At 69.8% G+C, this 12462-nt stretch carries 18 protein-coding genes; 7 read left to right on the top strand and 11 right to left on the bottom strand.

Annotation, left to right across the window (positions count from 1 at the left end):
* Positions 1–65 precede the first annotated feature (65 nt).
* From lptB to ACBY01_RS07420, 4 genes are all read right to left on the bottom strand, one after another.
* Positions 66–848 (bottom strand): LPS export ABC transporter ATP-binding protein, encoded by a 783-nt coding sequence (gene lptB, locus ACBY01_RS07435; RefSeq protein ID WP_416460172.1) that lies wholly within the window; start codon positions 846–848, stop codon positions 66–68.
* A 126-nt stretch (positions 849–974) separates the two neighbouring features.
* The gene (locus tag ACBY01_RS07430; protein WP_416460171.1) at positions 975–1520 is read right to left on the bottom strand and encodes an LptA/OstA family protein; all 546 of its coding nucleotides are present in this window, start codon (positions 1518–1520) and stop codon (positions 975–977) included.
* 6 nt (positions 1521–1526) lie between these two features.
* Complete coding sequence (gene lptC / locus ACBY01_RS07425; protein WP_416460170.1) at positions 1527–2165, bottom strand: LPS export ABC transporter periplasmic protein LptC; 639 nt, start codon at positions 2163–2165, stop codon at positions 1527–1529.
* 10 nt (positions 2166–2175) lie between these two features.
* Positions 2176–2796 (bottom strand): ribonuclease D, encoded by a 621-nt coding sequence (locus tag ACBY01_RS07420; protein ID WP_416460169.1) that lies wholly within the window; start codon positions 2794–2796, stop codon positions 2176–2178.
* Between the two features lie 363 nt (positions 2797–3159).
* Here ACBY01_RS07420 and ACBY01_RS07415 point away from each other — a divergent pair, with 363 nt between their 5' ends.
* Complete coding sequence (locus ACBY01_RS07415) at positions 3160–3966, top strand: cold-shock protein (RefSeq protein WP_416460168.1); 807 nt, start codon at positions 3160–3162, stop codon at positions 3964–3966.
* A 6-nt stretch (positions 3967–3972) separates the two neighbouring features.
* A complete protein-coding gene (locus ACBY01_RS07410; RefSeq protein WP_416460167.1) occupies positions 3973–4830 on the top strand; it encodes a glutaminyl-peptide cyclotransferase in 858 nt (285 codons plus the stop codon).
* Positions 4831–5040: 210 nt separating this feature from the next.
* On the opposite strand, the gene ACBY01_RS07405 is transcribed toward ACBY01_RS07410, so the two are convergent.
* The 6 genes from ACBY01_RS07405 to ACBY01_RS07380 form a co-directional block, all read right to left on the bottom strand.
* Positions 5041–6657: a cisplatin damage response ATP-dependent DNA ligase gene (locus tag ACBY01_RS07405; RefSeq protein WP_416460166.1), complete on the bottom strand. Its 1617-nt coding sequence runs from the start codon at positions 6655–6657 to the stop codon at positions 5041–5043.
* A 40-nt stretch (positions 6658–6697) separates the two neighbouring features.
* Complete coding sequence (locus ACBY01_RS07400; RefSeq protein ID WP_416460165.1) at positions 6698–7153, bottom strand: DUF6265 family protein; 456 nt, start codon at positions 7151–7153, stop codon at positions 6698–6700.
* Positions 7154–7251: 98 nt separating this feature from the next.
* Positions 7252–7437 (bottom strand): DUF1328 family protein, encoded by a 186-nt coding sequence (locus tag ACBY01_RS07395; RefSeq protein WP_416460164.1) that lies wholly within the window; start codon positions 7435–7437, stop codon positions 7252–7254.
* Between the two features lie 72 nt (positions 7438–7509).
* The gene (locus ACBY01_RS07390; RefSeq protein ID WP_416460163.1) at positions 7510–8007 is read right to left on the bottom strand and encodes a Dps family protein; all 498 of its coding nucleotides are present in this window, start codon (positions 8005–8007) and stop codon (positions 7510–7512) included.
* 83 nt (positions 8008–8090) lie between these two features.
* Complete coding sequence (locus ACBY01_RS07385; RefSeq protein ID WP_416460162.1) at positions 8091–8657, bottom strand: TMEM165/GDT1 family protein; 567 nt, start codon at positions 8655–8657, stop codon at positions 8091–8093.
* 12 nt (positions 8658–8669) lie between these two features.
* A complete protein-coding gene (locus ACBY01_RS07380) occupies positions 8670–8978 on the bottom strand; it encodes a hypothetical protein (protein WP_416460161.1) in 309 nt (102 codons plus the stop codon).
* Between the two features lie 214 nt (positions 8979–9192).
* Here ACBY01_RS07380 and rpmG point away from each other — a divergent pair, with 214 nt between their 5' ends.
* Complete coding sequence (rpmG, locus tag ACBY01_RS07375; protein ID WP_416460160.1) at positions 9193–9360, top strand: 50S ribosomal protein L33; 168 nt, start codon at positions 9193–9195, stop codon at positions 9358–9360.
* A gap of 137 nt (positions 9361–9497) precedes the next feature.
* On the opposite strand, the gene ACBY01_RS07370 is transcribed toward rpmG, so the two are convergent.
* Positions 9498–9902: a response regulator gene (locus tag ACBY01_RS07370; protein ID WP_416460159.1), complete on the bottom strand. Its 405-nt coding sequence runs from the start codon at positions 9900–9902 to the stop codon at positions 9498–9500.
* 38 nt (positions 9903–9940) lie between these two features.
* On the opposite strand from ACBY01_RS07370, the gene ACBY01_RS07365 reads away from it, so the two are divergent.
* From ACBY01_RS07365 to ACBY01_RS07350, 4 genes are all read left to right on the top strand, one after another.
* Complete coding sequence (locus tag ACBY01_RS07365) at positions 9941–10216, top strand: DUF3572 domain-containing protein (RefSeq protein ID WP_416460158.1); 276 nt, start codon at positions 9941–9943, stop codon at positions 10214–10216.
* Positions 10213–10839 carry an HAD family hydrolase gene (locus ACBY01_RS07360; RefSeq protein WP_416460157.1) on the top strand — a complete coding sequence of 209 codons (627 nt, stop codon included), beginning with the start codon at positions 10213–10215 and terminating at the stop codon, positions 10837–10839. Before ACBY01_RS07365 ends, ACBY01_RS07360 begins: the two co-directional genes overlap by 4 nt.
* 31 nt (positions 10840–10870) lie before the next feature.
* Entirely contained in the window at positions 10871–11332 is a 462-nt protein-coding gene (locus tag ACBY01_RS07355; protein ID WP_416460156.1) for a RidA family protein, read from the top strand.
* 172 nt (positions 11333–11504) lie between these two features.
* On the top strand, positions 11505–12317 hold the full coding sequence (locus ACBY01_RS07350; RefSeq protein WP_416460155.1) for a TorF family putative porin: 813 nt from the start codon (positions 11505–11507) through the stop codon (positions 12315–12317).
* The last annotated feature ends 145 nt before the right edge of the window (positions 12318–12462 follow it).

Genomic DNA, 12462 nt, shown 5'->3' with positions numbered 1-12462 from the left:
ACCCGCACGCGTTCACCGGTCCGGTCCCCCACGCGACGCGAAAGGCGACCGGCGCGGATCATGGCTCAGAGCGAGAAGCTCTCGCCCAGGTACAGGCGGCGGACGTTGGCGTCGGCGACCAGTTCCTCGGGCGAGCCGGTGAACAGCACCCGGCCGTCGTAGATGATGTAGGCGCGATCGACGATGTCGAGCGTCTCGCGGACGTTGTGGTCGGTGATGAGCACGCCGATGCCGCGCTGCTTCAGCTGACCGACCAGGTCGCGGATGTCGGCGATCGAGATCGGGTCGATGCCCGCGAACGGCTCGTCGAGCAGCATGATCGACGGGTCGGCCGCGAGTGCACGCGCGATCTCGGCACGTCGCCGCTCGCCGCCCGACAGCGCCATCGCCGGCGCGTCGCGCAGCCGGGTGAGGCCGAATTCGTCGAGCAGCTGCTCCAGCCGCGCGCCGCGCGCCTTGGCATCGGGTTCGGCGAGTTCGAGCACCGCCAGAATGTTCTTCTCGACAGTTAGCCCGCGGAAGATCGAGGTCTCCTGCGGCAGATAGCCCAGCCCCAGGATCGCGCGGCGGTACATCGGCAGCGCGGTGATGTCGTCGCCGTCGAGCATGATGCGTCCGGCATCGGGCTTCACCAGCCCCATCACCGAATAGAAGCTGGTCGTCTTGCCAGCACCATTGGGGCCGAGCAGCCCGACGACCTCGCCGCGGCCGACCGACATCGACACGTCGGACAGCACCACGCGCTTGTCGTAGGACTTGGCGATCGACACCACCGACAGGCCGTGCGCCATCGTCGGCTCCGCATGGGGCGCCGTGGTCGGGCTGGCTAGGGTGGTCACATCGTCCATCAGGGGCTCCGGGCCGGGGCGGCGGGCGATCCAGACGCGCGCCGCCGGCAAGGTTGGTGCATGATTCCGCGGCTCAGGGAAAGAGGGCACGCACGTCCGCGTGCCGCCCCGTCGCCCGGCCGTGCGTCAGTCGCGCTTGGGGACCGAAAAGCTGCCGCTCACCCGGCCGCCCTGCTGGGTCACGCCGCCCGGTGTGGCTGCCGAGCCGGAGGCTACGCCCGAGCCGTCGATGGTCGCGCGGCCGGTGTCGAGGTCGATCGACAGCCGCCCGCCGCTCAGCCGGTTGGTACCCTGCGTCAGCGAGACGTTGCCGATCATCGTCACCACCCGACGGTTCACGTCGTAGACGGCGAACCGCGACTTGGCGGTCTGATCCGGTCGGGTGACGGTGACGTTCCCCGCGGCATCCAGGCGCGACGCCTGCGGCGATCCCTGTGCGACCTGCCCCGTATAGGCGACGGTCACGCGATCGGCGGTCAGCGTCATCGTCGCCTGACGGATGGTGACGCCGCCGGTCAGGATCGCACGGTTGGCGCGATCCTGCAGCTCGATCGAGGCGGCGCTGAAGTCGATCGGCGCATTCGAGTTGTGACGTACCTGCCCCACCGCGGCATGGGCGGCCAGCAGTCCGAGGGGCGCCGCAGCGACGAGGAGGAGCGAGACACGGTTCATGGACGCCTACTTCGTTCGCCCGGGCTGGATGCGCAAGCGGGCATTGCCGTCGAGCCGCACGGTATGCGCCTCGAGATCGGCCGAAAGCCGGTCGCCGCTGAAGGTTCCCATCGGCGTCGTGCCCTCGGCCGCGCCGCCGCTGCGCAGCTTGCGGGTCTTCAGGTCGACGGTCGCGTCGCTGGTGTCGAGGCGGTAGCCGTCGGCGGCGCGGAAGGCGATCGGGCCGTCGATCGCGACCTGCTCGCTGTCGAGATCGTAGCGGCCGTGGTTGGCGTTGAGCCGGGCGGGACCGTCGGTGAGCTGGATCTCGGCGGCGAGCCGGTCGAGCTGGACGATCGGCTCCGCCGAGCTCTTCTGCACCGCCGAGCCGGCGGTGAGCGCGAACGCCTGCCCCTTGGCATCCTCCCCCGTGTAGCGCGCCGCCTGCAGCCGCATCCGCTCCTGGGCGACCTCGACCTTGTTCTTGTCGAGCACGAAGCTGACGTCGCCGCGCATGAACAAGGGAGCGAGCACCAGGAAGGCGGCGAGCACGCCGATCCCCACCGGCAGCACGACCAGCAGCAGCCGGATCAGCCGGTCGTGACGGCTGCCGGGGAGCGCCCAATGCTGGCGCAGCGTGCGTTCGCGGCGTGCGATCTCCGACACGGCGTCCGGCTTACATGTGCGCGAAGATGTCGACCTCGGGCCAGCCGGCGAGGTCGAGATCGGCGCGATGCGGCAGGAAGTCGAAGCACGCCTGGGCGAGTTCGGCGCGGCCTTCCCGGACGAGGCGGCGGTTCAGCTCCTCGCGCATCGCATGGAGATAGCGCACGTCGGACGCGGCATATTCCTTCTGCGCGTCGCTCAGCACCGGCGCGCCCCAATCGGACGACTGCTGCGCCTTCGAAATCTCCTGCCCCAGCAGTTCGCGCACCAGCTCCTTGAGGCCGTGGCGGTCGGTGTAGGTGCGGATCAGCCGCGACGCGATCTTGGTGCAATAGACCGGCGCCGCCACCGTCTCGAGATAGTGGCGGATCGCGGCGAGATCGAAGCGCGCAAAATGGTAGAGCTTGACCCGGTCGGAGTCGCCCAGCACCGCGCGCAGGTTGGGCGCGGCATAGTCGCTGCCGGCGGCGAAGCGGACGAGATGCTCGTCGCCGCGTCCGTCGGAGATCTGCACCACGCACAGACGGTCGCGGTGGGTGTGCAGCCCCATCGTCTCGGTGTCGACGGCGACGTCGGCGCCCGGCGCGAACAGATCGGCGGGCAGGTCTTCTTCGTGCAGATATACAGCCATCGCCGACGCCTAGACGCTTCGCCGACCCGGCTCAATGGGTCGGTGCATCGCGGCGGCCGGTGGCGGCGCCGCGACTCGGGCGCGAGCGATTCGCAACTGGAGGGCGAAATTGGGGCAGCAACGCCCTTCCGAAGCCCGGTTCGATTCACTTATGTTGCGTCCGGCTGTGCCGTGTTGGCAACGGTTGGGCGCGTAAGATGCGGCGTGCGCCCTTAAAATGTCGAAAACGTTTCCGGCTTCGTGCGTTTTCGCTATGGTGGCGTCGTGGCGCATCTGCCTGTGCGCCCAGAGACCTGCGTCCTTCGTCCGACGCTTGGGTTCTGATGGTGAGGATTTGGGCGAGCCGGGAAGACGAACAGGGCAATGAGTTTCGATCGAGGGCGCCGCGGCGGGCGCGGCAAGGACAAGCGCGACGGTTTCGGTGACGAGAGCTACGGCGGCTACAGCGACCGTGGCTTCGGCGGCGGGGGCGGCTACGGTGGCGGCGGCGGCGATCGCTTCGGCGGTGGTGGCGGCGGCTACGGCGGCGGTGGCGATCGCTTCGGCGGTGGCGGCGGTGGCTTCGGCGGCGGCGATCGCTTCGGCGGTGGCGGCGGCGGCTTCCGGGGTGGCGGCGGCGGCGGTGGCCGCGGCATGCCCCCGCAGGTCGTCGGCGAAGCCACGGGTGTCGTGAAATTCTTCAACGGGCAGAAGGGCTTCGGCTTCATCGTCCGCGACGACGGCGGCGAGGACGTGTTCGTCCACATTTCCGCAGTCGAGCAGGCCGGCCTGACCGGTCTTGCCGAAGGGCAGCCGCTTGGCTTCACGCTGGTCGATCGCGGCGGTCGCATCTCGGCCACCGAGCTGAAGATCGACGGCGAGCCGATGCCGGTTTCCGACAGCGGCGGCGCGCCGCGGGATCGCGATGCCGGCCCGCGCGGCGGCGGCATGGGCGGCCCGCAGCGTCAGCTGACCGGCGAGCGTGCGTCGGGCACGGTCAAGTTCTTCAACGCGATGAAGGGCTTCGGCTTCATCCAGCGCGACGACGGCCAGCCGGACGCGTTCGTGCACATCTCGGCCGTCGAGCGCGCGGGCATGCCCACGCTCAACGAGGGCGACAAGCTCGAGTTCGAGCTCGAGGTGGACCGTCGCGGCAAGCACGCCGCGGTGAACCTCCAGCCCAAGGGCTGATTTCGGATGCCGTCCGGCCGCTTGCCGGCCAGGCGGTTCCGCAACCGTATCGCCGCGTCGGTTCTTGCCGTCGCGGCGATACTGGTTTCGGGCGCCCCTGCCCCCGTCGCCGCGACCGGGCAGGTCGCCCCCCCGCCGACAGCGACAGCCGCGGCGGCACCGGCACCGGTCTATCCGATCGCCGCACGAATCGTCGCACGCTACCCGCATGATCCGGCCGCCTTCACCGAGGGGCTGCTGTGGCACGACGGCGCACTCTACGAGAGCATCGGCCTCCAGGGCCGCTCCGAGGTCCGGCGCGTGCGGCTGGAGGACGGCACGGTGCTGGCGCGCGCGACGCTGCCGGCCGACCAGTTCGGCGAGGGGCTGGCGCTTGTGGGCGACACGCTGGTTAGTCTGACCTGGACCACCGGCATCGGCCATCGCTGGGATGCCAGGACGCTCAAGCGCACCGCCAGCTTCCGCTACACCGGCGAAGGCTGGGGCCTCGCCCACGACGGCCAGTCGCTGATCCAGTCCGATGGCTCGCCGGTGCTGCGCTTCCGCGACTCCAGAAGCTTCGCGGTGCGGCGCGAGCTGACCGTCACCGCCAACGGCCGACCCTTGCGCGACGTCAACGAGCTGGAGGTGATCGACGGCGCGATCTTCGCCAACGTCTGGCACCGCCCCTATCTGGTGCGGATCGATCCGGCGAACGGCGAAGTCACCGGGCTGGTCGATCTGTCCGCGCTGATCGCCGAAGTCGGTGCGACCGACCCGGAGGCGGTCGCCAACGGCATCGCTTGGGACCCGATCAAGCGCCGGCTGTTCGTCACCGGCAAGCTGTGGCCGACGCTGTTCGAGATCACGCTGGAGGCGGAGTAAGGCTGGGCGGCCTGAGAATCCTCCGCTCCCCGCCTGCCTCTCCCGTTCGTATCGAGTAGAGACCGAGTAGCGCCGTAGGCGCGTATCGAGGGCTCGTATCGAGGTACCGCCCGGGGAGACGACCTCTCGATACGCCGTCTCGATACGCTGCTTGCGCAGCTACTCGACGGCTACTCGAGGCGAACGGTGAGTAGGAAGTGTCAGGCCGCGCTACGTCGCCATCCCGAGCAGCGTGTCGATCCGGTCTGCCTCGGCCGCCGGCTTGTCGCGGCGGATGCGGGCGATGCGGGGGAAGCGCATCGCGAGGCCCGACTTGTGGCGCTTAGAGGGGTGGATCGAATCGAACGCTACCTCCAGCACCAGCGTCTTTTCCACCTCGCGGACCGGGCCGAAGCGCTGCACCGTGTTGGTGCGCACGAAGCGATCGAGCCATTTCAGCTCCTCGTCGGTGAAACCCGAATAGGCCTTGCCGACCGGCAGCAGCTCGCCGCCCTCGGCCGGATCGCCGGTCCAGCAGCCAAAGGTGTAGTCCGAATAGAAGGACGAACGCTTGCCGTTGCCGCGCTGCGCATACATCATCACGCAATCGGCGGTGAGCGGATCGCGCTTCCATTTGTACCACAGCCCGACTCGGCGCCCGGCCACATAGGGGCTGTCGCGCCGCTTGAGCATCACCCCCTCGATCGCCGCGTCGCGTGCGCCCTCGCGCACCGCCTCCAGCGCCGAAAAGTCCGCCGCCTCGATCAGCCGCGACACGTCGAAGCGCTCGGGATCGAGCCCGGCGACGAAGCGCTCCAGCATCGGGCGCCGCTCGCACCACGGCAAGGCGCGCAGATCCTCGCTGCCGTCGAACAGGATGTCGTAGAGCCGGACGAAGGCGGGATAGTCGGCCAGCATCCGCTTCGACACCGTCTTGCGCCCGAGCCGCTGCTGGAGCGCGTTGAAGCTAGCGGCCCCTTCCGCGCCGCCGAGCGAATGGCCCTGCGCCTCCCCCTTCACCAGCAACTCGCCGTCGAGCACGCCGGGGGTGCGGAACGCCTCCGCCACCTCGGGGAAGCTGCCGGTGATGTCGTCGCCCGCGCGGCTGTAGAGCCGGGTCTCGCCGCCGGCGTGGACGAGCTGGACGCGGATGCCGTCCCACTTCCACTCGGCGGCATAGTCGGCGAGGTCGACCCGCCCGTCGTCGAGCGGATGCGCGAGCATGAACGGGCGGAATACCGGCAGGTTCGCGCTCTCGGGCTGGGGTGCGCGCCCCTCCGCCCAGGCGAACAGCGGCGCATAGGGCGGCGCGAGGCCGTGCCACACCTCCTCCACCGCATCGACGTCGAGCCCGAAGCCTTGCGCGAGTGCGGTCTTGGCGAGCCGCGCCGACACCCCGGCACGCAAGCCGCCGGTCGCGAGCTTGAGCAGGGCGAAGCGTTCGTCCGATTCGAGCCGGTCGAGCATCGCCGCGAGCACCTGCGGCGCCTCGGCCCGCGACAGCGCGCCGAGCGTCGCGACCACTTCGCCCAGCGGCAGCGGTTCGGCCGATGTCGCGGCGGAGGTGCCGGCAACCGGCTCGGGCCACAGCAGCGCCACCGTCTCGGCCGTGTCGCCGACGAAGTCGCGGCTCATCCCGAACAGCACCGGGTCGACCCGCGCCTCGATCAACGCGCGGACGGTCGCGGGTTTGACCGCCGGCAGGTCGAGGTCGCCGGTCAGCGCGGCGATCGCCCAGCCGCGATCGGGATCGGGGGTTTCGCGCAGATAATCGCCGATCAGGCGGAGCTTGGCATTGCGCGACCGGGTGTAGATCAGTCGGTCGAGCAGGTCGGCGAATGCACGCATGCCCGATCAACCCGCCGGACGGACGCTTGGTTGCGTAGCCTCAACGAAGCCGTCGGTAGCGGAACGGCACGTCGGTCGCCGGCTTGCCGTCCTCGGCGATCTTGACCCAGACGGTCAGCGCGTCGGCGCCCTCGCGCACCAGCGTCAGCCCGTCGAAGAAGAAGCGGCTGCCCTCGACGGCGACGAGTGGGAACTCGACCGCCTTGCCGCCCCTGGCATCTTCCCAGCCGGTCAGGTCGGGATTGAAATGGCGCAGCCGGTAGACCAGCGAGCGCCCGCGCGGCACGATCTGGAGCAGTTCGTAGAAGAGCACGCCGCCCTTGCCGTCTTCCTGGAGGAAGTGGCCGACGATGCCGCCGGCCTGCGGTGCCGAATAGACTTCGGTGGCCGGGCCGCCATAGCCGTCGCCCTGCCATTGCCCGGTCAGCCAGGCGAACTCGGCGATCGGCGGCGGGAGGTTCGACGCCGGGCGCCGCACTACGGGTTTGAGGCGCACCGGCCAAGGCCAGTAACACCCCTGCGACGATGCCCGACCATCCCACGGCGACTCTCCGCGCCAGCGCTGCCGACGAGGAGAATAGCCGAGCGGTGCGGCTAGTCTATCGCGTTCTTGACGCCCTTACCCGCGAGCAGGCCGAGCACCAGCAGCACCACGAAGATCGCGATCGCGATGAAGAACAGAATCTTCGCGATGCCGACGAACGCGCCGCCGACGCCGCCGAAGCCGAGCGCCCCGAGCACCAGCCCGGCGATCAGAAAGATGATGGCCCAACGCAGCATGGTAGTTCCTCCAATTGTCCCGGACCACAAGCGTACGGGGCAGGCGATCGTTCCCTCGCCCGCCCCGGCGCTTCAGCTCTTGCGGCCGGCCTCGAACAGGAACCAGGCGCGCTCCTCGGCCTGGTCGATCCATTCGTCGGCGAGGCTGCTGGTCGCGGTGTCGCCGGCGTCTTCGGCCGATTCGCGGGCGGTGCGCAGCGCTTCGACCAGCTTCAGATTGTCGTCGCGCAGGATCGTCAGCATCTCGCCCGGCGCCACGAAGTCGCGGTCGTCGTCGGAGAGCTGCTGGCGGCGCGCGATGTCGCCGATCGAGCGCAGCGTGGTGCCGCCCGTCTTGCGCACGCGCTCGGCGATGACGTCGGTCACGCCCAGGATCTGCGTCGCCTGATCGTCGAGCATCAGGTGATAGTCGCGAAAGTGCGGGCCCGACACGTGCCAGTGGAAGTTCTTGGTCTTCAAGTAGAGCGCGAAACAGTCCGCCAGCGCGCCGTTGAGCGCGTCCGCGACGCTGCGCACCTTGTTGCTGTTCAGATCGGTCGGGGTGTCGAGCGCCGGGTTGGTGTCGGCCATTGGGTCCTCCGCTGGTTGAATTCGGTAGGGCAACGAAATCCGCCCCGAATGGCTCCCGTTCAAGGGGCGCGATCAAGAAAGCGTCAGACGAGCCGCAGCGCACGCAGGGCCAGGATCAGCCCGGCGATAAGGAACAGCGCCGCGGCGGCGATTCGGGCGGGCCGCTGCGGCCAGCCGCACCACGCGCGCTCCCCCAGCAGCACCGCGACCCCGCCGGCCGCGACCGAAGCGACTCCGGCACCGGCGAGCGCGAGCCCCGGGCTTCCTCCCCAGGTGGCGAAGCCCAAAGCGAGAAACTGGCTGCGATCGCCGAACGCGAGGATGAACACGCCGAGCAGCGCGGTGGCGAAGCCGCCGATCCGCCAGGTCTCCAGCCGGTCCTTGAGCTTGAGGCGAAGGAACCCGCCTCCGCCGGCCGCCAGCAGCGCGAGCGCCAGCACCAGCGTCCGCGCGCTGGGACTGATGCCTGCGGCGAGCACTGCGCCGCCACCGGCCGCCAGCGCGAAGCCGGCGACCTGCGCCAGCGCCACGCCGGCGAACACACCCGCCCGGCCCGGAAAGCGGTCGCCGAGCACGGCCGCGAGCCGTGCGGGCGGATCGAACAGCTGCGCGATCAGCACCGCGACGAAGGCGGGAACCAGCGTCTCCATCGCGGAACCGGATCAGCCGGCGAGGCGCACCGAACAGGCGGCGGCATAGACCTGCCCCGAGTCGTTCGATCCGCGCTGCGCCAGCGCATCCTCCAGGATGGTGACCAGCCCCTGTAGCAGCGCGCCGCGCTCGCCCCGCGCCAGCGCCGAATCGATCGCGCGGATCACCGGCGTCGCCGCCACCAGCCCCTCGGCGGCGGCGAGCCGCCGGATCCCCTCCACCGCCTCGATCAGGCCGCCGGCCGGCGCGCGCCCGGTGGCGCGGCGCAGCGCGGCCAGGTTCAGCTCGAATCCGGTGGTGGGGTGCAGTGCCTCGGTCATCGCGTCCGCCTCTCCTTGCCTTGCCGCGGCAGTGTGCCCTGCCTGCGTGAAGGAACGATGAAACAAAGCGGATGCCGGGCGCAAGCGGTCTCAGCCTTGACATCCGACGGCGCGTGCCGCATGCGGTCCAGCCTGTGGGCGGCCGCGGTTTGCGCGCGCCGCTTTTCGTTTTTTCAACGCTGTCCGGTACTGCGAACCGAAGGATTTCAGGGTCATGGCAAAGCCGACCACCGTCAAGATCAAGCTCGTCAGCTCGGCCGACACCGGCTTCTTCTACGTCACGAAGAAGAACCCGCGCACCCAGACCGAGAAGCTGAACTTCCGCAAGTACGACCCGATCGCGCGCAAGCACGTCGAGTTCAAGGAAGCCAAGATCAAGTAATCGGCTGCCGCTCCGCCTGGCGGAGCGGTCCGTCGCCTGCCGATCCGGCAGCGGCCCGTTTCCCCATCGGCTCGGCCGAGGCGGGAAGCGGGCCGCTGCCGTTTGCGCGTGGAACCGACGGCGGATGGCCCGGCCGCTCAGCCGGCCTCGGCCAGCGCCGGCGAGTCGTTGGCCTCGCTCGGCAGCAGCGCGCGCACTTCCTCGACGAAGCGCAGCACCGAAATCGGCTTGCTGACATAGGCGTTGGCGCCGGCGGCGCGGATCCGCTCCTCGTCCTCGCGCCCGACATAGGCCGTCACCGCCATGATCGGGATGTGGCGCAGCTTGGCGTCGAGCTTGAGCCGGCCGATCAGTTCCAGCCCGGTCATGTGCGGCAGCTGGATGTCGGTGATGATCAGGTCCGGCGCGAAGGCGCGCGCGCGCGCCACCGCCTCCCGCCCGTCGCGCACCGCCTCGGTGGCGAAGCCGTGCACGCGCAGCAGGTCGCAAAACAGCTTCAGATTGAGTTCGTTGTCCTCGACAACGAGCACCCTTTTTGTCACGTCCTCGGGCCCGATTTGTTGCCCCGAGGTTGTACGGCATGCCGCCCGACGAGACAAACACCGAAGCCGCGGCAACGCTGGCATTGGGCGCGCTGAGCTGGGTAGTCGCCGATTCGGAGCGGGCGCGCCGCTTCCTCGACATCACCGGCATCGCGCCCGAGACCTTGCGCGAGCGTGCCAACACCCCTTCCTTCCTGGCCGCGACGATCGGCTATCTCGAGAACCACGAGCCCGACCTGATCGCCTGCGCCGAGGCGCTGGCGGTCGCGCCAGAAGACCTCACCCGCGCCCGCCGCACCCTGGAGACCCGATGAAGCCCCTGCTGATCTGCGACTGCGACGAGGTTCTGCTGCACATGGTGCGCCACTTCGGCGCCTGGCTCGACGAACACCACGACATCGATCTCCAGCTGGAGCTGGGCAGCTTCGAAAAGGCGATGCGCCACCGTGCCGGCGGCGACCTCGTCACCCGCGAGACGATGTGGTCGCTGATCGACGGCTTCTTCCCGGCGGAAATGGAGCGGCAGACGCTGGTGCCGCACGCGCAGGAGGCGCTGGCGGCGCTCGCCGAGCGTGCCGACATCGTCATCCTCACCAATTTGCGCGACCAGTGCCGCGACCCGCGAATCGCGCAGCTCACCGGCCATGGCATCGCCCATCGCGTCGAGTGCAACCAGGGCCCCAAGGGCCCGGCGGTGGCGCGGCTGGTGGCCGAGCACGGCGGCCCCGTGACCGCGTTCGTCGACGACCTGCCGACCCACCACGACTCGGTGGCGGCGGACGCGCCCGGCGTCCACCGGCTACACATGGTGTCCGAGCCGCGACTCGCGCCGCACGTGCCGCCGGCGCCGGCCGCGCATGCGCGGATCGACGACTGGCGCGAGGCGGCGGCGTGGATCGGCGCGCGCTTCGACGCCGGGGTGCCGGCCGAGGCTTGACCGTCGGCGCCCCGCACGGGATGACCCAGGCATGGCAACCGATATCCCCGCGAAGCTGGCCGAACTCGGCCTCACCCTCCCCGAAGCGGCGGCGCCCGTCGCCGCCTATGTCCCCGCGGTCGAGGCCGGCGGGCTGCTCCACATCTCGGGGCAGCTGCCGTTCCAGGACGGCGCGCTGATGACCGGCCGGCTCGGCGAGGATCGCGAGCTCGACTATGGCGTAGAGGCGGCGCGCCGCTGCGCGCTGATGCTGCTCGCCCAGGCCGACAAGGCGCTCGGCGGCCTCGACCGCGTGGCGCGCGTCGTGAAGCTCGGCGTGTTCGTCAACAGCGCCGGCAGCTTCACCGACCAGCCCAAGGTCGCCAACGGCGCGTCGGAGCTGATGGTCGCGGTGTTCGGCGATGCCGGCAAGCACGCGCGCAGCGCGGTCGGCGTGCCGGTGCTGCCGCTCGGTGCCGTCGTCGAGGTCGACGCCATCCTGGCGGTGCGCTGACGCCACTGTTGCAGCGCAGCAACAACCTGCGGCAATCACGCGCATCGCGCATTTGGGCGATTGTCGCCGCTCCCCGTGACCGGCAGCTTGGCGATGCGTCACGGGGATGCGGACAGAATGTCCCCGGCCGCAAGCAGGAGGAGAACCGTCACCCCATCTGAAGGAGGGTCAGATGCGTTTCTCCACATTGGTCTTCGCGGCGCTGTTTGCCGCCGGTAGCGTTTCCCCGGCCCAGGCGCAGGACACCGCGCCTCCCGAACCCATCACCGTCAGCGGCAGCGCCGCCGTCGTTTCCGACTATCGCTTCCGCGGCGTGTCGCAGAGCGACAAGGAAGTCGCGGTGCAGGGCGGCCTCACCATCGCGCACGAGAGCGGCTTCTACGTCGCCACCTGGGGCTCCAACCTCGCCGGCTGGGGCACGTTCGGCGGCGCCAATCTCGAGCTCGACCTGGTCGCCGGCTACAAGGGCAGCGTCGCCGACGGCGCCTTCGACGTCGGCGTCACCTGGTACACCTATCCCGGCGGCGCCGACGAGAGCGACGTGGTCGAGCTCTACGGCAAGCTGTCGGGCACGATGGGTCCGGCGAACCTGACCGCGGGGGTGTTCTACGCGCCCAAGCAGACCTCGCTCGGCAACTTCATGGCCCATCCGGACGGCGACCGCGGCGACAACCTCTATCTGTCGGGCGACGGCGCGGTCGGCATCCCCACCACGCCGCTCACCGCCAAGGCGCACATCGGCTATTCGAACGGCAACGACGGCCTCGGCCCCAACGGCACCAGCCTGGCGCCGACCGGCGAGTATTTCGACTGGCTGCTGGGCGTCGACGCCACCTGGAAGCAGCTGACGCTCGGCGTCGCCTATGTCGATACCGACATCACGCGATCCGAGTCGGCCTATCTGGGATCGGGGTTCTCGAAGACCAAGAACGGCAGCCCGATCGCGGCGAGTACGGTGGTGGTGTCGCTGACCGCGGCGTTCTGACACCCGGTTCTGAGTTCCCACCGCTGAGGGCTCCTCACCGTCTCTCGTCATGCTGACGGAAGTCAGCATGTGGATTCACATTCGAAGTGCAACAGTTGGAATGCCTCGGCGGGGGTACGGAAGCCGAGGCACTTTCTGGGGGTGT

The organism is Sphingomonas mangrovi, assembly GCF_047975845.1.
GTDB lineage: Bacteria > Pseudomonadota > Alphaproteobacteria > Sphingomonadales > Sphingomonadaceae > Sphingomonas.
This window is presented reverse-complemented; position numbering and strand designations above follow the sequence as displayed.

Coding starts and splice junctions, on each gene's coding strand:
- ACBY01_RS07405 (WP_416460166.1), bottom strand. CDS start 6,657: ATGCGTGCATTCGCCGACCTGCTCGACCGACTGATCTACACCCGGTCG.
- ACBY01_RS07360 (WP_416460157.1), top strand. CDS start 10,213: ATGAAGCCCCTGCTGATCTGCGACTGCGACGAGGTTCTGCTGCACATG.
- ACBY01_RS07385 (WP_416460162.1), bottom strand. CDS start 8,657: ATGGAGACGCTGGTTCCCGCCTTCGTCGCGGTGCTGATCGCGCAGCTG.
- lptB (WP_416460172.1), bottom strand. CDS start 848: ATGGACGATGTGACCACCCTAGCCAGCCCGACCACGGCGCCCCATGCG.
- ACBY01_RS07350 (WP_416460155.1), top strand. CDS start 11,505: ATGCGTTTCTCCACATTGGTCTTCGCGGCGCTGTTTGCCGCCGGTAGC.
- ACBY01_RS07380 (WP_416460161.1), bottom strand. CDS start 8,978: ATGACCGAGGCACTGCACCCCACCACCGGATTCGAGCTGAACCTGGCC.
- ACBY01_RS07430 (WP_416460171.1), bottom strand. CDS start 1,520: ATGAACCGTGTCTCGCTCCTCCTCGTCGCTGCGGCGCCCCTCGGACTG.
- ACBY01_RS07355 (WP_416460156.1), top strand. CDS start 10,871: ATGGCAACCGATATCCCCGCGAAGCTGGCCGAACTCGGCCTCACCCTC.
- ACBY01_RS07420 (WP_416460169.1), bottom strand. CDS start 2,796: ATGGCTGTATATCTGCACGAAGAAGACCTGCCCGCCGATCTGTTCGCG.
- rpmG (WP_416460160.1), top strand. CDS start 9,193: ATGGCAAAGCCGACCACCGTCAAGATCAAGCTCGTCAGCTCGGCCGAC.
- ACBY01_RS07395 (WP_416460164.1), bottom strand. CDS start 7,437: ATGCTGCGTTGGGCCATCATCTTTCTGATCGCCGGGCTGGTGCTCGGG.
- ACBY01_RS07390 (WP_416460163.1), bottom strand. CDS start 8,007: ATGGCCGACACCAACCCGGCGCTCGACACCCCGACCGATCTGAACAGC.
- ACBY01_RS07415 (WP_416460168.1), top strand. CDS start 3,160: ATGAGTTTCGATCGAGGGCGCCGCGGCGGGCGCGGCAAGGACAAGCGC.
- ACBY01_RS07365 (WP_416460158.1), top strand. CDS start 9,941: ATGCCGCCCGACGAGACAAACACCGAAGCCGCGGCAACGCTGGCATTG.
- ACBY01_RS07410 (WP_416460167.1), top strand. CDS start 3,973: ATGCCGTCCGGCCGCTTGCCGGCCAGGCGGTTCCGCAACCGTATCGCC.